General features: G+C 64.1%; 20 protein-coding genes. 9 read left to right on the plus strand and 11 right to left on the minus strand.

The window, feature by feature from the left end:
* The first annotated feature begins 20 nt into the window (after window positions 1–20).
* The 3 genes from C2I35_RS08190 to C2I35_RS08200 are packed head-to-tail and all read left to right on the plus strand — an operon-like array spanning window position 21 to window position 3,637.
* Window positions 21–1,577 carry a di-heme oxidoreductase family protein gene (locus C2I35_RS08190; protein WP_103762978.1) on the plus strand — a complete coding sequence of 519 codons (1,557 nt, stop codon included), beginning with the start codon at window positions 21–23 and terminating at the stop codon, window positions 1,575–1,577.
* Window positions 1,574–2,557 carry an imelysin family protein gene (locus C2I35_RS08195; protein WP_103762566.1) on the plus strand — a complete coding sequence of 328 codons (984 nt, stop codon included), beginning with the start codon at window positions 1,574–1,576 and terminating at the stop codon, window positions 2,555–2,557. The genes C2I35_RS08190 and C2I35_RS08195 overlap by 4 nt, the downstream gene beginning before the upstream one ends.
* Window positions 2,558–2,560: 3 nt before the next feature.
* The gene (locus C2I35_RS08200) at window positions 2,561–3,637 is read left to right on the plus strand and encodes a DUF1513 domain-containing protein (protein ID WP_103762567.1); all 1,077 of its coding nucleotides are present in this window, start codon (window positions 2,561–2,563) and stop codon (window positions 3,635–3,637) included.
* 115 nt (window positions 3,638–3,752) lie between these two features.
* On the opposite strand, the gene C2I35_RS08205 is transcribed toward C2I35_RS08200, so the two are convergent.
* From C2I35_RS08205 to C2I35_RS08230, 6 genes are all read right to left on the minus strand, one after another.
* A complete protein-coding gene (locus C2I35_RS08205; RefSeq protein ID WP_103762979.1) occupies window positions 3,753–5,198 on the minus strand; it encodes an NCS1 family nucleobase:cation symporter-1 in 1,446 nt (481 codons plus the stop codon).
* A gap of 84 nt (window positions 5,199–5,282) precedes the next feature.
* Window positions 5,283–6,131, minus strand: a complete 849-nt coding sequence (locus tag C2I35_RS08210; protein ID WP_103762568.1) for a bifunctional allantoicase/(S)-ureidoglycine aminohydrolase — start codon at window positions 6,129–6,131, stop codon at window positions 5,283–5,285.
* Window positions 6,128–6,628: an ureidoglycolate lyase gene (locus C2I35_RS08215; RefSeq protein ID WP_103762569.1), complete on the minus strand. Its 501-nt coding sequence runs from the start codon at window positions 6,626–6,628 to the stop codon at window positions 6,128–6,130. Before C2I35_RS08215 ends, C2I35_RS08210 begins: the two co-directional genes overlap by 4 nt.
* Window positions 6,625–7,875, minus strand: coding sequence for an allantoinase PuuE (gene puuE, locus C2I35_RS08220; RefSeq protein WP_103762570.1), 1,251 nt, complete (start codon window positions 7,873–7,875; stop codon window positions 6,625–6,627). The genes C2I35_RS08215 and puuE overlap by 4 nt, the downstream gene beginning before the upstream one ends.
* Before the next feature lie 94 nt (window positions 7,876–7,969).
* Window positions 7,970–9,346, minus strand: coding sequence for an NCS1 family transporter (locus C2I35_RS08225; RefSeq protein ID WP_245890450.1), 1,377 nt, complete (start codon window positions 9,344–9,346; stop codon window positions 7,970–7,972).
* Between the two features lie 21 nt (window positions 9,347–9,367).
* A complete protein-coding gene (locus C2I35_RS08230) occupies window positions 9,368–10,066 on the minus strand; it encodes an aspartate/glutamate racemase family protein (protein ID WP_103762572.1) in 699 nt (232 codons plus the stop codon).
* 127 nt (window positions 10,067–10,193) lie between these two features.
* Between C2I35_RS08230 and C2I35_RS08235 the strand changes: the two genes are divergently transcribed.
* The gene (locus C2I35_RS08235; protein WP_103762573.1) at window positions 10,194–10,877 is read left to right on the plus strand and encodes a GntR family transcriptional regulator; all 684 of its coding nucleotides are present in this window, start codon (window positions 10,194–10,196) and stop codon (window positions 10,875–10,877) included.
* A gap of 168 nt (window positions 10,878–11,045) precedes the next feature.
* Here the strand turns inward: C2I35_RS08235 and C2I35_RS08240 are convergent, their stop codons facing one another.
* From C2I35_RS08240 to C2I35_RS08250, 3 genes are all read right to left on the minus strand, one after another.
* Entirely contained in the window at window positions 11,046–11,387 is a 342-nt protein-coding gene (locus C2I35_RS08240) for a DUF2853 family protein (RefSeq protein ID WP_103762980.1), read from the minus strand.
* A gap of 217 nt (window positions 11,388–11,604) precedes the next feature.
* Window positions 11,605–12,378: a PRC-barrel domain-containing protein gene (locus C2I35_RS08245; protein WP_103762574.1), complete on the minus strand. Its 774-nt coding sequence runs from the start codon at window positions 12,376–12,378 to the stop codon at window positions 11,605–11,607.
* A 214-nt stretch (window positions 12,379–12,592) separates the two neighbouring features.
* Window positions 12,593–12,907: a hypothetical protein gene (locus tag C2I35_RS08250; protein ID WP_146049989.1), complete on the minus strand. Its 315-nt coding sequence runs from the start codon at window positions 12,905–12,907 to the stop codon at window positions 12,593–12,595.
* A 293-nt stretch (window positions 12,908–13,200) separates the two neighbouring features.
* Here C2I35_RS08250 and C2I35_RS08255 point away from each other — a divergent pair, with 293 nt between their 5' ends.
* The 3 genes from C2I35_RS08255 to C2I35_RS22435 are packed head-to-tail and all read left to right on the plus strand — an operon-like array spanning window position 13,201 to window position 14,254.
* Window positions 13,201–13,767, plus strand: a complete 567-nt coding sequence (locus tag C2I35_RS08255) for an HD domain-containing protein (protein WP_103762576.1) — start codon at window positions 13,201–13,203, stop codon at window positions 13,765–13,767.
* Window positions 13,764–13,913 (plus strand): hypothetical protein, encoded by a 150-nt coding sequence (locus tag C2I35_RS22430; RefSeq protein ID WP_245890451.1) that lies wholly within the window; start codon window positions 13,764–13,766, stop codon window positions 13,911–13,913. The genes C2I35_RS08255 and C2I35_RS22430 overlap by 4 nt, the downstream gene beginning before the upstream one ends.
* Window positions 13,914–13,948: 35 nt before the next feature.
* The gene (locus C2I35_RS22435; protein ID WP_245890452.1) at window positions 13,949–14,254 is read left to right on the plus strand and encodes a GNAT family N-acetyltransferase; all 306 of its coding nucleotides are present in this window, start codon (window positions 13,949–13,951) and stop codon (window positions 14,252–14,254) included.
* On the opposite strand, the gene C2I35_RS08265 is transcribed toward C2I35_RS22435, so the two are convergent.
* The gene (locus tag C2I35_RS08265) at window positions 14,243–14,791 is read right to left on the minus strand and encodes an ActR/PrrA/RegA family redox response regulator transcription factor (protein WP_103762577.1); all 549 of its coding nucleotides are present in this window, start codon (window positions 14,789–14,791) and stop codon (window positions 14,243–14,245) included. The genes C2I35_RS22435 and C2I35_RS08265 overlap by 12 nt on opposite strands.
* Before the next feature lie 71 nt (window positions 14,792–14,862).
* Window positions 14,863–15,489, minus strand: coding sequence for an SCO family protein (locus tag C2I35_RS08270; protein WP_103762578.1), 627 nt, complete (start codon window positions 15,487–15,489; stop codon window positions 14,863–14,865).
* An 88-nt stretch (window positions 15,490–15,577) separates the two neighbouring features.
* Between C2I35_RS08270 and regB the strand changes: the two genes are divergently transcribed.
* Window positions 15,578–16,972, plus strand: a complete 1,395-nt coding sequence (regB, locus tag C2I35_RS08275; RefSeq protein ID WP_103762579.1) for a sensor histidine kinase RegB — start codon at window positions 15,578–15,580, stop codon at window positions 16,970–16,972.
* A 71-nt stretch (window positions 16,973–17,043) separates the two neighbouring features.
* Complete coding sequence (locus tag C2I35_RS08280; protein ID WP_103762580.1) at window positions 17,044–18,504, plus strand: PAS-domain containing protein; 1,461 nt, start codon at window positions 17,044–17,046, stop codon at window positions 18,502–18,504.
* The last annotated feature ends 11 nt before the right edge of the window (window positions 18,505–18,515 follow it).

Genomic DNA, 18,515 nt, shown 5'->3' on the forward strand with positions numbered 1-18,515 from the left:
TGTCGCACGACGTGAGACCCATGCGAAAGCCGCTGATTTTCCTGCTGCCGCTTGCGGCGGTATTGTCCATTCCAGTTGCCGCACACCTGTCCGAGACTGCGCCATGGTCGGGCTTGGCGGATGTGCATCTCGACATCATCCCGCGCACCGAGGCGGAGCGTGCACGCATTGCGGCGGTGACCGCGCGTCCAACCGATTTCTCTGCGGCCTGGGCATTCGAACAGAACCCCGCAGGCGGCCAGACCGTGCGGGCGCGCAACACGCCCGACGCCTTTTCCCAACCCGCCGCCAACCTGACCTTCGAACAGGAAATGGAGTTCAAGCTTGGCAATGGCATGTTCGAACGCGTCTGGGTTTCGGCACCCGCGTCGACGCTGGCGTCGGACGGGCTTGGGCCGCTCTATAACGCGCGCTCCTGTCAGCGCTGTCACCTCAAGGACGGGCGGGGCCATCCGCCCGAAGGGCCCGACGACAGCGCCGTGTCGATGTTTCTGCGCGTATCGGTTCCGGCCGCGGCGGCAGAGGCCGAGGCGATCCATTCCTTTATCGAGGGGACCTATCCCGTGGCGCCTGAACCGACCTATGGCAGCCAGTTGCAGGACTTCAGCCTGCCGGGCCATGCGCCTGAATATCGGCTTCAGATCGACTACGAGGAGATCGAGGTCGTGCTTTCGGGGGGCGAGGTCGTCACCCTGCGCGATCCGGCCTACACAGCTGCCGATCTGGGCTATGGCCCGCTGCACGAAGCTGCCATGATCAGCCCTCGCGTCGCGCCCCAGATGATCGGCATGGGGCTGCTCGAAGCGATCCCCACGCAGGATATCCTGGCTTGGGCTGACCCCGAAGATATGGATGGCGATGGCATCTCGGGCCGGCCCCAGGTCGTCTGGTCCGACGTGCACGAGCAGCCGATGCTGGGCCGTTTTGGTCTGAAAGCCGGCAACCCGACCGTGCTCGAACAAAGCGCCAGCGCCTTTGCGGGCGATATCGGTATCTCCAATCCGGTCCACCCGGCAGGCTCGGGCGAATGCACCGATGCACAGACCGATTGCACGGCGGCCCTGCATGGTGGCGACGCGGAGCAAGGCGGCCATGAGATTGATCAGGTCGGTCTTGATCTGGTGACCTTCTACAGTCGGACGCTTGCCGTTCCCGCGCGCCGCGACGTGGAGGACGCCCGGGTTCTGCGAGGGCGCGAAGTCTTCTTTCAGACCGGCTGTGCCGATTGTCATCGTCCGAACTACGTGACCCATCGGCTGGAAGGTGACAACCCGGCCAGTTTCCAGTTGATCTGGCCGTTCACCGACATGCTGCTGCATGACATGGGGCCGGGTCTGGCAGACAACCGCCCCGAAGGCCGCGCAAGCGGTCAGGAATGGCGCACTGCCCCGCTCTGGGGGCTCGGCATGACCGAAACCGTGTCCGGCCACACATATTTCCTGCATGACGGCCGCGCCCGGTCGCTTCTGGAGGCGATCCTGTGGCATGGTGGCGAAGCGCAGGCGGCCCGCGACCGGGTTGTCGATATGCCCCCCGCCAACCGCGACGCCCTGATCCGTTACCTGGAGAGCCTATGAGACTGCCCATCCTCGCCACGACGCTTTGCCTTGCCGCGCCAGCCCTGGCCGACGTGGAAAGCGCTTTGGACCGGCACATCCTGCCCGGCTTTGACGCTTTCGCCGAAAGGGCCGCGGTGCTGGCGGAAACCGCGGCCGCGGACTGCCGTCCGAAAGCCGTGGGGCCGGCCTATCAGGCCGCGTTCGACGCCTGGATGCCGGTGGCGGACCTGCGCCTTGGCCCCTCCGAAACCGGCGCCCTTTCGATCGCTTTCTGGCCCGACCCGCGCGGCTTTACCCAGCGCACGCTGACCCGTCTGATCGCCGAGGAAGACCCGATCGCCCGTGACCCGGAAGGCTATGCCGATGTCTCGATCGCCGCGCGCGGTTTCTTCGCGCTGGAAATGCTGATCCATGACCCGGCCTTCGCGGAGTATGCCCCCGGAAGCTATACCTGCGATCTTGTCACCGCCATCGCCGCGGACCTGCACAACCAGGCCAAGGCGCTGGAGGCAAGTTGGGAGGGGGAGTTCGCCGCCACCCTGCGCAGCGCCGGCGCTGCGGGCAATGCCACCTTCCTGACCGAAGACGAAGCCCTGCGCGCGCTCTACACGCAGATCCTGTCGTCGCTGGATTTCACCGCGCAAAAGCGGCTGGGCTTGCCCTTGGGCACCTTCGACCGCCCGCGTCCCGCGCTGGCCGAGGCGAGGCGATCAGGGCGGTCCGTCCGCAACGTTGTACTGGCAGCCGAAGCCGCGCATGGGCTGGCCACGGCTCTGGCGGATTGGCCGACGCCTACAACCGACGCCGCTCTGGAGACCGTGCAAACCGCAGCGGCGCGTATCGAGGCGCCCGCGTTTCAGGACGTGACTGATCCACAGGCGCGGCTGCGCGCAGAGGTCCTGCAACAGGCCGTCAACAGCCTTCGCGAGGCCATTGAGCAAGAGATCGGCGCCCGCTACGGGATCACGCCGGGCTTCAATTCACAGGATGGAGATTGAACGATGGCCACGCGGCGCAGTTTTCTCGCATCGCTCATGGCGGCTGGCGCTGCCCCGCGCCTTGGCTGGGCGGCGGTGGGCGACCCACACTACCTGGCCGCGGCGAAAGACCCCGACGGGGTCTTTGCGCTCTATGGCGTGTCCCGGGACGGCACGACGACCTTTCGGGTGCCGCTTCCGGCACGGGGTCACGCCGGGGCGGGACATCCGCGGCGCGCCGAAGCCGTGGCCTTTGCAAGGCGACCGGGCCGTTTCGCGCTGGTGATCGACTGCGCGACGGGTGCGGTGCGCCACCGGCTGACCCCGCCCGAGGGGCAGCATCTGAATGGGCACGGCGTTTTTACCTCCGACGGCGCGCTGCTGCTGACGAGCGAGCAGCGGGCCGACACCAGCATGGGCATGATCGGTGTCTGGGATGCAGCGCAGGGCTACACCCGGATCGGAGCCTTTCCCACCGGCGGCATAGGCCCGCATGATATTCGGCTCATGCCCGACCACGCGACCCTGGTCGTCGCCAATGGCGGCATTGCAACCGACCCCACGGACCGCAGAAAGTTGAACCTGGACAGCATGCGACCCAGCCTCGTCTACCTGTCATTGGAGGGCGTCGAGCGGGATCGCGTGGAATTGGCCCCAGAGCTGCACCAGAATTCAATTCGGCACCTTGCGGTCCGGGCGGACGGGCTGGTCGGTTTCGCGATGCAATGGCAGGGCGAGGCCGGGGCCGCGACCCCGCTGCTGGGCCTGCACCGGATGGGCGAAGCGCCGGTTCTTGCCTCCGCGCCCCTGGCCGATGAACTTGCGATGGACGGCTATGCCGGAAGCATCGCCTTCAGCGGGGACGGGGACGGCCCCGACCTGGCCATCACTTCGCCCCGAGGCGGGCGATTGCATCGGTTCACGGATGACGGCACGTTCCTGGGCCGCGTGACCCGCGCGGATATCTGCGGCCTGGCGCCACTCGGGTCGGGATACCTGGCCAGCGACGGGCTCGGCGGGCTGTTCGCCATCGACAAGGCCGGACCGCAAGCGCTGGCCCGGCACGACGTCGCCTGGGACAACCATATTGTCATGTTGTGATAGCGGGCGAACCTGAAACCCTCAGGTCGTCGCCCCGGACGCGCGGCACAAGGCTGATCCGGTCCGCGGCAGGCCGGCAGCATCACTCTGCCGCCGGCCGCCATTTTTGCCAGGGTCAGGTCGTGGCAGACGTCTTGGCCAGCGCATAGTACAACGCGCCGCCAAGGCAGGCCCCGATCACCCAGTTATACCCCGACAGGAACCCGAACCACGGCACCCAGACCGTCGCGACCGAGAAGATCGCCGCGATGGCAAAGACCTTGACCGCCGTGAGGTTCCAACCGTTGCTGTAATGATAGCGCCCCCCCGACATGTCATAGAGATCATCCACGTCCAGGATTTGCCCGCGATGCAGGTAGTAATCCACGATCATGATCCCGAACACCGGGGCCAGCGTCGCACCCAGCGTGTTGACGAACCCGCTGATGCCGACCTCGCTGATGAAGCTGGTCCAGAAGCCGCCGATGATCAGCGCCAGGAACGAGGTGATCAGCCCCGCCTTGCGAAAGCTGATCTTTTCCGGTGCAAGGTTGGCGATGCCATTCACCGCCGGGATGAAATTGGCGACAAGGTTGATCCCGACCGTGGCCGCAAAGAAGGTCAGCGCGGCGATGACCCCCAGCAGCACGCTATCCGTGCGCTCGACGATAACGCTGGGGTTGGTGATCTCCTCGCCAAAGACGACAGCCGCCCCCGCGGTGGTCAGCAGGGCTAGCGCCGAGAACAGGATCATGTTGAACGGCAGCCCCACCAGGTTGCCCAGCACCATCGAACGCTTGTCGCGCGAATAGCGCGAGAAATCGCTGAAGTTGATCATCACCGCGGCGAAATAGGCCACCATCGTGCCGACGATCGCGACGAAGCCGTTGAACTCGGTCAAGAAGGTCGCATCCGGATTGGCAAAGATCGTGGCGGTCGCGTCCAGCAGCTTGCCGTCGGCGCGTTGCCAAAGCACGATCAGCAGGCCGATCATCACCAGATAGACGAAGGGCCCGGCGATGTTCAGGAAGGTCTCGACCCAGTTCATGCCACGCCAGAAAATCACGATGTGAAACGCCCAGACGATGAAAAACGACAGCCAGTCGATTCCGGTCAGGCCCAGAACCTCCGCGCCCCCGGCCTCGATCCCGGTCAGGGACCGGATCAGCAACGCAACCGCGGTCGAGGCAAAGTAGACCTGCACACCGTACCAGAACACCGCGACCGTCGCCCGCAGGACCGCGGGCAGGCGCGCGCCGCCGGTGCCAAGGCTGGCGCGGGCCAACACGGGATAGGGGATGCCGTATTTCTCGCCCGGCGCACCGGACAGGTTGACCATCCACATGGTGAACAGCCCCGCGGCGATCAGCGCGGCAAAGGCGGTCCAGCCGCTGACCCCGTAGGAGATGAACAGCGACGCCACCAGCGAATAGCCGAACAACGACTGAACGTCGTTGGCCCAGACGTTGAAGATCGCGAACCATCCCCAGGTCTTTTCCCCGGGCTTGACCGGCTGAAGCGTGTTGCCTTCCGGGTCCAGCGTGGACCCGGCATGGCCGTGGTTGTTATCGATTGCAGTCATGGTGTCCTCTCTGTCCATCGACATCATTATTGTTTTTTGAATTGGCCCGGCGGCGTGTCGACTACCGCTGCCGGGATGCGCCGCTCAGCGCGGCAAGTGACCCAAGGCCCCGGGCGCGAGCGGCATGTGCCGGTTCACGTCCTTGTAAAGAAGATAGCGGAACGGCTCCGGCCCCCCGGCATAGCAGGCCTGCGGGCAGAACGCGCGCAACCACATGAAATCGCCGGCCTCCACCTCGACCCAGTCCTGGTTCAGCCGATAGACCCCCTTGCCCTGCAACACGTAAAGCCCGTGTTCCATGACATGGGTTTCGGCAAACGGGATCACTGCGCCCGGCTGCAGGGTGACGATGGTCACATGCATGTCGTGGCGCAGGTCGTCGGGATCGACGAACCGGGTGGTGGCCCACCGGCCGTCGGTGTCGGGCATCGCGGTCGGTGCGACATCTGCCTCGTTGGTAACCAGCGCCGGGGGCGCGTCGATCCCGTCAACCGCCTGATACGCCTTGCGTATCCAGTGAAACCGGGCCGGCGCCGCGCCCGGTACCCTCAGCTGCCAGTCCGTATCGGGCGGGATGTAGGCGTATCCGCCGGGAGCCATTTCGTGCGCCACGCCATCCAGCGTCAGCCGCAGCGTCCCGTCGACGACGAACAGCACCGCCTCGACCCCTGCTTCGGTTTCGGGCCGGTCGCTGCCGCCGCCGGGCTGCACCTCGGCGATATATTGCGAGAATGTCTCGGCAAAGCCCGACAGGGGCCGCGCCAATACCCAGAACCGGGCCTTGTCCCAGAACGGCAGCTTGCTGGTCACGATATCGCTCATCGTGCCGTGCGGGATCACCGCATAGGCCTCGGTAAACACCGCGCGGCCGGTCAGCAGCTGACTCTGGGGCGGCAACCCGCCCTCGGGATAGGCATAGGTGCGGTCGCTCATGACAGGTCTCCCTGGACTGTGAAAGGTTGCTCGAACCAGTGTTCTTCAAGGTTGTCGCCCGGTCCGATCCGGTCGATCACCAAAAACCGGCCCGGCCCGCCGATCGGGTTCAGGACGCCGTGCCAGACGCCGCGCAGCAGGTTCACCGCCTGTCCGGGCTGGCTGAGAAAGGCGCGCGGTTCGCCGGGGCGGCCCGACGCATCCGGGGCCACGCAGATCAGCATCGCCACGGGATCCATCGGCACGAAGGCCTGGCTTCCCAGCGGGTGACGCTCCATCATCCCGAGGCTGGCGGGCAGGGTTTCCGCCTCGGCGTCGAACAGGCTCAGCCCGGCGCGGCCCTCGTCTCCGAAATCGAGCCGCGCGCGGTCGTGGAACCGGCCACAGCGACCCTGGTTTATCATGATATCGGGCGCGCCCCGAGCCTCGATCACGTCGCCGAACGGGGCAAAGGCCTCTGCCGTCAATGGAGCGGCCTGAATGCGCGGGCCGCTCATGGCAGCAACTCTCGCAGGCGCGGCAGAAGCGCGGTTTCATACGCCGTGCAGGCACGGTCGACGGCGCGCGCGTCTGTCGCCGCTCCGGGATCATCCCCGCCCGCGCCGACCGTCGCGGACTGCGCCGTCCCGGCAAGCTCTTGCGCCAACGCCGCACGCTCCGCGTCAGAGGCGCTGCGCAAGGCGCGGCAAAAGGCATTGTGCAACCCGATGGCGCTGTCATGGCCCGGCCCAAGTTCCAGTGCCCAGGCCCGCGGGGCCAGCCACTTGCCCGCGCCAAGCGTCGGTCCGAACACCTGGATGAACCGTCCCTCTTTCATCGCGCTGGGGCGTTCCTGGCGATGGTGGGGGTGGGTGGCGGCCCAATGCCGCGCGATGTCGCTGCGGAGCGGGCACCAGACGGCATCGTGACGCTGCACATGCTCGATGAAACGGCGCAACCCGGCGATCTTGCCGGGGCGGCCGATCAGGCGGCAATGCAGCCCCACCGTCATCATCTTCGGCGCGCCCGCCGCGCCCTCGGCATAAAGCGTGTCGAACGTGTCCTTCAGGTAGGTCTCGAAATCGCCGCCCGTCACCCAGCCAGGCGTGGCGGCAAAGCGCATGTCGTTGGTTTCCAGCGAATAGGGGATCATGAGTTGATCGCGCCGGGAGAATTCGCGCCAGTGGGGCAGATCGTCGTCATAGCAGTCCGAGATATAGTCGAACCCGCCTTCCTCGGCGACAAGGCGCACGGTGTTGACACTGCACCGGCCCGTGTACCAGCCGCGCGGCCGTTCGCCGACCACCTCGGTATGCAGGCGCACCGCTTCGGCGATTGCCGCGCGCTCCTCGTGTTCGGGCATGTCCTTGTGATCGATCCATTTCAGACCGTGGCTGGCAATCTCCCAGCCGGCGCCGGTCATCGCCGCCACCTGTTCGGGGCTGCGCGCCAGGGCGGTGGCGACGCCGTAGATGGTCAGCGGAATACCCGCCCCTGTGAACAGGTCGTGCAACCGCCAGAACCCCGCCCGCGCGCCATATTCATAGATCGACTCCATGTTCCAGTGACGCTGGCCCGGCCACGGCACCGCACCGGGAATATCCGACAGGAACGCCTCCGAGGCCGCGTCGCCATGCAGAACGCAGTTCTCGCCGCCCTCCTCATAGTTCAGCACGAATTGAACGGCGATCTTCGCACCATCGGGCCAGCGCGGGTCCGGCGGCGTCGCGCCGTAGCCGCGCATGTCACGGGGATAGCGGGTCATGTCTGCTCCTTTGTTGAAATCTGTCCGGGCACGCGTCAGCGGCGGACGGGCGGAAGGGGCCGGCGCGCGGCCCCTTCCGGGCGATATGCGTGCCTCAGCCGTCGAGGAACCGGCGCGCGGCGGGCATGTGCCGCATCAGCAGGTAATAGGTCAGCCCCGCCGGGATGAGGCTTGCATACCACGAAACCGACGAAAAGGTCAGAGCCGCGGCAATCCCCACGGCCATCGCGATCAGCGCCGCCGGGTTGAATCCCTTGTAGTCGCCGGTCTCGTCGTAAAGCTTGTCCAGGTCCAGAACCTGCCGGCGCAGCACGTAATAATCCACCACCAGGATCGCAAAGATCGGGCCGAGGAAGGCGCTGTAGGTCTGGATGAACAGGTTCAGACCGGCGGCGGACTCGTCCTTGACCAGTTCCCACGGGAAGGTGGCGAAGGCCAGCAACCCGACCAGAACAGCCGACGTCTTGTAGTTCAGCTTGAACACATCCATCAGCGCATAGGCCGGCGGCACCACGTTGTTGAGAATGTTGGTCGTCACCTGCGCAAAGGCGATGAACAGCAACGTGATGACCAGCAACAGCTTGTTGTCCACCGCGTTCGAGAACACGCGGATCGGGTCCACCTCGCCGGTCGCACCCGACACCATCAGCCCGATCAGACCCATGAACAGTGTCGCGGGCAGGATCGAGTTGGCATAGATCACCACCTGCCGCGTGCGCCCGACGGAACGGCGCAATTCGCGCGAGTAGTCCGACACGTTCAGCATCATCGTCGCGTAGATCCCGAGGAACAGCATTGTCGCCCCCCAGAACGGCGCGCCCCAGGTGCCTTCGACATTCACGAGGTTCGTGCTGATCTCCTCGCCGTATTTGCCGATCACCGACACGAACATGTAGATCAGCGATCCGATGATGAAGACCGAGCCGATGTTTTCCAGCCACTTGATGCCATGGAAGCCCAGAACCGACAGGAATATCTGCAGGAACTGGAAGCCGATGAAGAACACGACGATGTTGGAATAGCCAAACAGCGTTTCACTCACCAGGTTCAGCGCCCCGGCACCGATCCAGCTTTGAAAGCCGAACCAGACGATGGCCGGAACCGACCGCACCAGCGCGGGAATGCGCGAGCCGGTGAACCCGAAGGCGGAGCGCACCTGCACCATCATCGGAATGCCGTACTTGTGGCCTGCCGCCCCGTTGATCATCAGCGCAACGCCGATGACGGTGCAGCCGATGGCGATGGCCAGAAAAACCTGAAGCAGGTTCAGCGTGCCCACCAGGCCCGACCCGATGGTAAAGGTGCCGATCGACACGCAGCCGCCCAGCCACGCGAACAGGTACGACCAGGGATCCATGATCCGGGTCTCCTGCGGGGCCAGCGATTCCTCGCCCACGCCCTTCTTGTCGATTGCGTGGGGTACGTGGTCTTCCTGGGGCATAACGCCCTCGTTTGTATCCGAAATTGTCATCTGTCTCCTCCCAGTTGTCTGTTATTTCGGGTTGGGTGTGGCGTAGGCTCCGATCTTGCTTGTTTTCAGCCCCGCGCCGACCAGCGCCTCGGCGAATTTCGTCGCCACTGAGACACCGTCGATCACCGGAATGCCTGTCTCCTCCGACAGCCATTCCACCAGATCGGACATACCGGCACAGCCCAGCACCACGGCCTCGCAGCGATCCTCCTCGATCGCGCGCAGGATCTCGTCGCGCACCAGAAGGCGGGCATTCGATCCGGGCTCTTCCAGTGCCAGCACGGGAATCGCCGCCGAGCGCACCTTGCGGCACTGGTGATCCAGCCCATAGCGCCGCACCAGCTCCTCGATGATCGGGGCGGAACGGGGCAGCGTGGTGATCACGCTGAAAGACGTGGCGATCATGCTAGCGGCCTTCACCGCCGCCTCGCACAGCCCCACCACCGGGCCGGTCGCGATCTCGCGGCACGCCCCCAGGCCCGGGTCGTCGAAACAGGCCACGACGATGGCATCGGCATGTCCGGCTTCGGCGTCGCGGACCTGATCCAGAAGCTTGGGCATTGCCATCGCCTCGTCGTAATGGCCTTCGATACTGACCGGCGCGCCGATTCCGGTGCGCGCCTCGATTTCCACGCCCGGCGCGCAGACCGACCGCGCCGTCGCTGCGATCTTGTCTGTCATGCTGACCGTGGCGTTCGGGTTGATGACGGCGATTTTCATGTGCTCCTCCACTTGATCTGCACTTTAGATAACATAAATTGTTAACAATCTAAATAGACAATTTTTGCGGTCGAATTTTGTCGGGAATAATGGCACCTTTCGACACAGGCTGAATTGCGGTGATCCGATGTCCGAAAATCCAGAATTGATGATCGTCGAACATGTTTTGGACGCGGTCGCGGATCAGCGCCTTCAGGCGGGGACCAAGCTGGGGGAACAGGCGCTCTGCGATCTTTTTTCCTGCAATCGCGCGCATGTACGCCGTGCGCTGGCGACCCTTGCCGCGCATCAGGTGGTCGATCTGATCCCCAATCGCGGCGCTTTCGTCGCCACCCCGTCCGAAGCCGAGGCGCGCGACGTATTCCAGGCCCGGCGCGCGATCGAGGCCACGATCATCCGCAACGTCGTGCGCAATGCCAACGCCACCGACCTGACCGCGCTGCGCGCCCATCTGGAGGAAGAAGACCGCGTGCGCAGCGCCAACGACAGGTCCCGGGCGATTCGCGCCTCACGCGCCTTTCACATGTTGCTGGGCCGGATCGGCCGCAACGGCGTGCTGGAAAAATATCTGTCCGAACTGACCATGCGAACCTCACTGATCATCGGGCTATACGGATCCAATCGCGCCAGCCTGTGTGACGATGACGAGCATTCCAGGATCGTCGAAAGCATCGTCAACCGCGACGAGGCGACAGCGCAGTCCATGGTCGACATGCACCTGCGCCACATCGAATCCGAGATCGACTTCAACAAGGAACGCCCGCGCGGCGGTCCCCTGTCGGTCCTGATTCAACCGACGGTTCCCGAATAGAACGCCGGGGCTTTGATGCGGTGAAGATCCGCGCTCGGATAAAGCATTTCGGGCACGCAACGCGGGCGATCTGACAGCTGAAAACCTTGGCCGACCTCTTCAAACAGTCGCCCTGAACGCAAGACGCCCACCACTGGGGGCGGGCGTTTCATTCGGGTCTTGCCGGTCTCAGCGATAGACCGCTTCTTTGCCGAAGTGCTTGGTCAGCATGTAGTAGATCACCGCTCGGTACTTGTTGCGCTCGGACTTGCCGTAGGTCTCGATGCACTGGTTGATCGCATCCATCAGTTGCGGCCCGTCGGACAGACCCAGCTTCTTGATCAGGAAGTTGTCCTTCACCGTCTCCAACTCGTGCTCTTGCCCCGCGGCCACGGTCGCGGCATCGGCATCGTAAATCGCCGGCCCGCAGCCGATCGTGACCTTGGTCAAAAGGTCCATGTCCGGGGTCATCCCGCATTTGGTTTTCAAATCGTCTGCGTATTTTGCAATCAATTCATCACGGCGTCCCATAAAGTCTTCTCCCACCTGTCCCGGCATTCCACCGGGGTGTGTTTTCAGTTCCGGCGCAAAAGCCTCGCGCAGGATAGCCACATACCGTTGCTCGACAAAGGGAATTCTCGCGGCTTTTCCACGGAGCGCACGAATGCGCCGGGGCGATGCCGGAAACGACAACGGGCGCCCCCGTCAAGGGGCGCCCGGCGTCCTGCGTAACGCTGCAGGGTACGATTTACATCGCGCTGTCGAGCGGCACGTCGTCTTCCAGACCTTCCACGCCGGTCTCGTCGAATTCAGGCTGTGCTTTCAGCTCTTCTTCGGTCCACGAGCTCAGCATCATGCCTTCGCCTTCGGGGGCCATCGAGAATTCTTCCAGCGGGATGGCGACGGTGTATTCGCCCAGCCCAAGGAAGCCACCGATGCCGATCACGGCAGCAAGGTCTTCACCCTGGCGCACGATGTAGTCGATCTCGCCCACATCTTCGCCGGCTTGCGTGGTCACGTTCTGGCCAAGGATGTCGCCGACCAGCATGCCGCTGAAGCTGCTGTCCATGCCACCCTCGGTGCTGGTGACGTCGTTGCCTTCTTCAGCATTCATCTCGGTGTCGGCAGCCATGTTGTCCGACGACTCGGTAGCTGCATCGGTCTCGGTGTCAGCAGCAACGTCGCTGTCCGTCATGTCGTCAGCGGCCTCATCGGTCGATTCCGCAACATCATCGGCTGCTTCTTCGGTCGCGTCGGCTGCGCCTTCGGCCATGTCCTCGGCACCCTCGGCTGCATCTTCTGCGGTGTTTTCAACAGCTTGTGCTGTGTCTTCCGCCGCGTCTTCAACAGCATCGCCGGTCTGCTCGGCGCTCTGTTCCAGCTCTTCCGAGGTGTCCTGGCTCTCGACCTCGGCCGATTGCTCGGTCGTCAGCGTGCCTTCGGCATCCGCTTCGGATTGGGCGAACGTTGCGCCGGTCATCAGGGCGATGGCGGCAACAGAAGTTGTCAGTGTCTTATACATTGGATCTTCCTCCTTTGCGTTATGCCGCCTCAACCAAGCCCGCATCAGGATAGTTCCCGGCGGAATCGAAAATGCCGCCCGGCGGGGCGCAGGGCGGCGCTTTTTTGCCGAAAACGGAGTCTTTCCAGCGAGATGTGCCGGTTGCAGGGCTTTCGTACCCACGAGAAGACGAAGCCTTTGCACAAGGCTCGGAACGGTTCGACCGGAACCGGATTTAGCTGGCCGATCCCAGGATATGCGCGTCTGGCCCCTGCTGGTGCCAGTCGGTGCCGGTGGCCACGATGCATGTCATGCCGTCGGGCCTGGTCATCATCACGGTGAAGGTTCCGGTTTCGCGCGAGGACCACACCTCGACCAGCGCCTGGCTGTCATCCGTGGTCTGCAGGCCGGCGGCGGTGGGCTGTTCGTCGTAATGGACGGCGAGCCGCTCCACGACCGTCTCGCGCTCTGCACATTGCGCGGCGATGGCGGGCGTGCCGATGGCAAATGCGCCCAATGCTGCCCCGACCGCTGAGAGTTGCCTGATCATCTCAAGCTCCTTTTACAGGTCTATCAGGGGCACGCCGCAGCAGTTCGGACATACCCTGTCTATGGTCGCGATCACGTCGATGCGGGGCAGTTCTCGATTGTTTTTTGCCTCATAAGCCCGACATCGTTGGCAGCAGTGATGCGATGCGGCCAGTGTGCGGCGGAAATGTGGCAGGAATGTGGCACATCGGACGTGCCAGCGATGCTTTGCAATTCGGCCATCCGATGCATAAACCATGAACAAACCCTGTAGTAACGGAGCCCCCCGTGCCACCTCCCCGTGCCTGGCAAAAGATGCTGTCCGGTCGTCGTCTCGACCTTCTGGACCCGACGCCCGTCGATATCGAGATCGAGGATATCGCCCATGGGCTCAGCTTCGTCGCGCGTTGGAACGGGCAGACAAACGGCGATTTTGCCTATTCGGTGGCCGAGCATTCGTTGCTGGTGGAAAGGCTCTATTCCCGCCTGAACCCGCGTCCGGACCCAAAATGGCAACTGGCCGCGCTGCTGCATGACGCACCGGAATACGTGATCGGTGACATGATCTCGCCCGTGAAAAATGCCGTTGGGCCGGCCTATGACGAACTCGACAAGCGACTGGCGGCGGCGGTGCATCTGCGGTTTGGCCTGCCCGCGGCGATCCCGATGCAGGTCAAGAAGACGATCAAGAAGGCCGACAAGATCAGCGCCTGGATGGAGGCCACGACAATCGCCGGCTTTTCAGAGGCCGAGGCGACCCGTTTCTTCGGCACGCCCCCGGCTGATATCATCGACGGTCTGCACATCGTGCTGCGCCCGCCGATGGAGGCCCGCGCCGATTACACCGCCCGCCATGCAGAGCTGATGCGCCTGACCGAATGATCCACGTTCGTCAGGCCAATCCGCTCGACGCCCGCCAGATGGCGGAACTGCTGAACCGGATCATCGCCAAGGGCGGCACCACGGCCCGGACGACGTCCATCACTCCAAAAGAGATGCAGGCCGAAATGCTGCTCTTCCCGGCCTGAACGCATGGATCCTGGCCGAGGACGACGCGGCGCAGGTGCTGGGCTTTCAGCATATCGGCCCGCATCCCGACCTGCCGCCCGAGGCCGCCGATATCGCCACCTTCGTCCGGCTGGGCCAGACCGGCCTCGGCATCGGCTCGAAACTGTTCGAGGCCACCAAGCGGCGCGCCAGACGCATCGGATACAAATGGATCAACGCCACGATCCGCGCCGACAACGACAGTGGCCTGACCTATTATCAAAGCAAGGGGTTCGAGGATTGCAGGCGCCTGCCCGACACAGTGCTGGCCGACGGCACGACCGTCGACCGCATTTGCAAGCGGTATGACTTATCGCGGTGAGCGTTTCGCCAGGATCCGCTGCAAGGTCCGGCGGTGCATGTTCAGCCGCCGCGCCGTCTCGCTGACATTCCGGTCGCACAGCTCATAGACCCGCTGAATATGCTCCCAGCGCACGCGATCCGCGCTCATCGGGTTGTCCGGTGGCGGCGGCATTTCGTCGTCACTGGCCAACAAGGCGTTGGTGATGTCCGTCGCATCCGCCGGTTTCGACAGGTAATCCGTCGCCCCGATCTTGACTGCCGCGACGGCGGTGGCAATCGCGCCATAGCCGGTCAGCACCACGACCCGGCTGTCGGGACGCTTTTCGCGAATGGTTTCCACCACGTCGAGGCCATTGCCATCCTCCAGCCGCAGATCGCACACCGCGTAGGCCGGTGGGCGCGCCGTGGCAATCGCCTGTCCCGCTGCAACGGAGCCCGCCATCTCGACTTCGAAGCCTCGCTTCTCCATCGCCTTTGCAAGGCGTCTCAGAAAGGGTTCGTCGTCATCGACAAGCAACAATGTCCTGTCGGCTCCGAGCTCCGCGTGTTCCGCCATTGTGCAAGTCTCCTCCCGCTCGCGACTTCAGATGTAGCGCGCCCCTGATCATGCGTCAAACTATCGCAGGGTCAACTGGCATCTAAGTAGCACTGGACACGGTCCGCCATAGCCTCGGCGGTGTCATCCCGCCGAAAAAACTCGACAAATCCGTGCTCGGGCAGGGTGAGATAAGTAAAGGTCGAGTGATCCACGAGGTAGTAATCCGGGTCGTCGCTATCCTGTTTGGACGAAAACGCGCGGTAGGCAGTGGTCGCCGTCTTCACCTGCTCCTCGCTTCCCGTCAGGCCAAGCAGATCGGGGTGAAAGGCGTCGGTGAACTCGCGCATCACGTCGACCGTGTCACGCTCGGGGTCGACGGTGATGAAAACCGGCTTCACGTCCTCGCCGCGCTCTTCCAGCATTTCCACGGCGGCCACGTTGCGTGCGTTGTCGATGGGGCAGACATCGGGGCAGAAGGTATAGCCGAAATAGATCAGTGCCGGCTTGTCGATCACGTCCTCTTCGGTCACCGTCTCACCGGTTTCACTGACCAGCGTGAAGGGCCCGCCGATGGCGCCGGCTCCACCGGCTACCGCACCGCCGCGACATTGGGCGAACTGGTCATCGCCTTCGCCGCCCCGTTGCGTGACGAAATAGGTCACACCCAGCAGCACGATAACGGCCACACCTGCAAGAATCGCGTAAACTCGTGTCATGATGCCTGTCACCTCGCTAGGATTATCCGCTTGCCTGTGGCACATCTAAAGCCACCCTTCGCCGAAGGAAAGAGAGACAAGATCACGCATGGCAAACACCCACGTGACCCCGCAGGAGTTCAGCTCGGGCCGGCAATCGGTTCCGCTGCGCACATTGGTGATGCTGCGCTGGTGGGCGGTGACCGGGCAATTGGCCGCGCTCCTGGTGGCGCAATACGTGCTGGGACTCAGCCTCGCCTTCGGCCTGTGTTATTTCGTCGTCGGTCTGTCCATCATCTCCAACGTCACGGCCTATTTCATCTTTCCCGAAAACAAGCGCCTCAGCCAGCGCGAGACGCTGCTGGTGGTCCTGTTCGACATGCTGCAACTCAGCGCGCTGCTCTACCTGACGGGCGGGCTGCACAATCCGTTCTCTATCCTGATCGTGGGGCCGGTGACCGTGTCGGCCTCGGCGCTGACGGCCGGGTCGACGATCTTCCTCGGCGGCGCGGCGATCCTGATCACGTCGCTGCTGACGCGGTTCTACATGCCCTTGACCACGCAAACGGGCGAACGGCTGTTCATTCCCGACCTGTTCCTTTTCGGGAACTGGATCGCGATCCTGATCGCGGTGGTGTTCCTGGGTGTCTATTCCCGCCGGATCGTCTCGGAAATGTACGCGATGTCCGAGGCGTTGCAGGCGACACAAATGGCGCTGGCCCGCGAACAGAAGCTGACAGATTTGGGCGGCGTGGTGGCTGCGGCGGCGCATGAGTTGGGCACGCCGCTGGCGACGATCAAGCTGACCAGCGCGGAACTGGCCGAGGAACTGGACGACCATCCCGACCTGCGCGACGACGCGCTCCTGATCCGTGAACAGGCCGACCGCTGCCGCGACATCCTGCGGTCCATGGGGCGCGCGGGCAAGGACGACCTGCACCTGCGCCGCGCGCCGCTTTCGGCCGTGCTGGAAGAGGCCGCCGAGCCGCATCTCGACCGGGGCAAGGACATCCGCTTCGAGATCGTCGCCGACATCGCCCATGCCGGGCCGCAGCCCACCATCCTGCGCCGGCCCGAAATCATCCACGGCTTGCGCAATCTCATCCAGAATGCGGTCGATTTTAGCAGGAACAGTGTCTGGATCGACAGTGAGTGGAACGATTCAGCCATCACCGTGCGGATCATGGATGACGGCCGCGGCTATCCGCAGCAATTCCTTGGCCGCATCGGGGAGCCATTCATGCGTCGCCGTTTCACGCGCCCCGATCCACTGCGCCCGGGATACGAGGGGATGGGGCTGGGGCTGTTTATCGCCAAGACGCTGCTGGAGCGCTCCGGCGCCGATCTGGTCTTTGCCAATGGCAGCGACTCGTTCCGCAAGCGCGAAGGCTTTTCCGACCGCACCGGCGCCTTTGTCGAGGTGTCCTGGCCGCGCGCAAGGCTGGAGGAAGACACCCGGCAGGGACGGCAATCATTGGGTGACAACCAGCTGATCGAGACCTGACGCGCGGCTTCGTTAACGACACATTAACCTTGGGGGCTCATGCTGGCGCTAACTGGATCAGGATACGTTGCATGGCCGGCCTCTCGCCTTTCTCGCTTGCACTGGCACTCGCAGTGTCCGCGGTGGTCTCGCTGCTGGTCTTGTGGGTGCTGGGCCGGTCGTGGCAGCCGGCCACGTCCCGTGATGCCGACAACGGCATGCGGTCCTCCAGTTTTCTCTTTCACGACGACACCCTGACATCTCAGGATACCGGACCCGCTACGCTGCCGGGCCCTGGCTGGGGCGAGATTGATCGCTGGTCGGACCTGCGGCATTGGCTGGGCAACCGCTTTGGCCCGCTTCCCGGCTCCCTGAGCGAGCTGGAAAACGGCGAAATCCGCGACCTGCAAGCGACGATGCGCGGCGATCATGCGTCATTGACCCTCTCGCGGCATGACGGTGCCGAGCGGGTCGAGGTAAACGAGCCCGCCACGCTCCCGCCACCGGGCGCCGCCTTCGACAAGGTGCAGACGGTGTTCGATCATGCCCCCTGTGCCGCGCGCATGCTGGGCGGCGACGGCAAAACGATCTGGCAGAATGCCGCTTTCGCCGATTATCCCGACGCGGCGGCAGAGCAGCTCGTCGCGGCTGCCACCGGGGCAAGTGGCCCGACGCGGGTCCACCTTGACGCGCAGGACCGTGTCTTTGAGGTCGAGCATGTGACGGCGGGCGATATCCGCGCCGTGTTCGCCACCGACATCACCCGGGTCACCAATGCCGAAACCGTGCGCCGCGAGTTTATCCAGACCCTGACCAAGATCTTCGCGAACCTGACAACCGGCCTTGCCGTCTTTGACCGCAACCGCCAGCTGGCGCTTTTCAACCCCGCGCTGCTGGACCTGACCGGGCTGCCAGCCCCTTTCCTGTCGTCGCAGCCCCCGCTGATGCAATTCTTCGACAGCCTGCGCGACAACCGCGTGCTTCCGGAACCCAAAAACTATGACACGTGGCGAAAACAGATCGAGGATATGAGCAGCACCGCCGCCGGGGGCCTCTACCTCGAGGACTGGCACCTGCCCAACAGCGTGACGTACCGCGTCACCGGGCGGCCGCACCCGGACGGCGCCATCGCGTTCCTGTTCGAGGATATCACCGACAACGTGTCGTTGGCGCGGCACTTTCACAGCCAGATCGCCCTGCGAGAGGCCGTGCTGGACGCCAGCGATCAGGCCAAGGTGGTCTTTGGCCCGGACAATATCGTGACCCTGTGCAACCTGGCCTGCCGGAAAATGCTCGGGGTCGATCCCGACGCGTCCTTCGCGGACATGACATTGCAGGATTTCCTGTCGGTCAGCCGACAGGCCCTGCCGGGCGCGTTCTGGGAACGGGTCGAACAGGCGGTGCTGGATCGCGCCACGCTCTCGGACTCCGTCACCGCGCCGGATGGAACGCCTGTGTCCTGTCAGGTCGGGCACCTGCCGGGGAATTCATCGATCATCACCCTGATGGCCAAGGGCAATGTGCCCGGCCCGGTGGCAAAAGCTGGACGTTGACGCGCGCTTTG

Source organism: Roseovarius confluentis (assembly GCF_002917925.1).
Lineage (GTDB): Bacteria > Pseudomonadota > Alphaproteobacteria > Rhodobacterales > Rhodobacteraceae > Roseovarius > Roseovarius confluentis.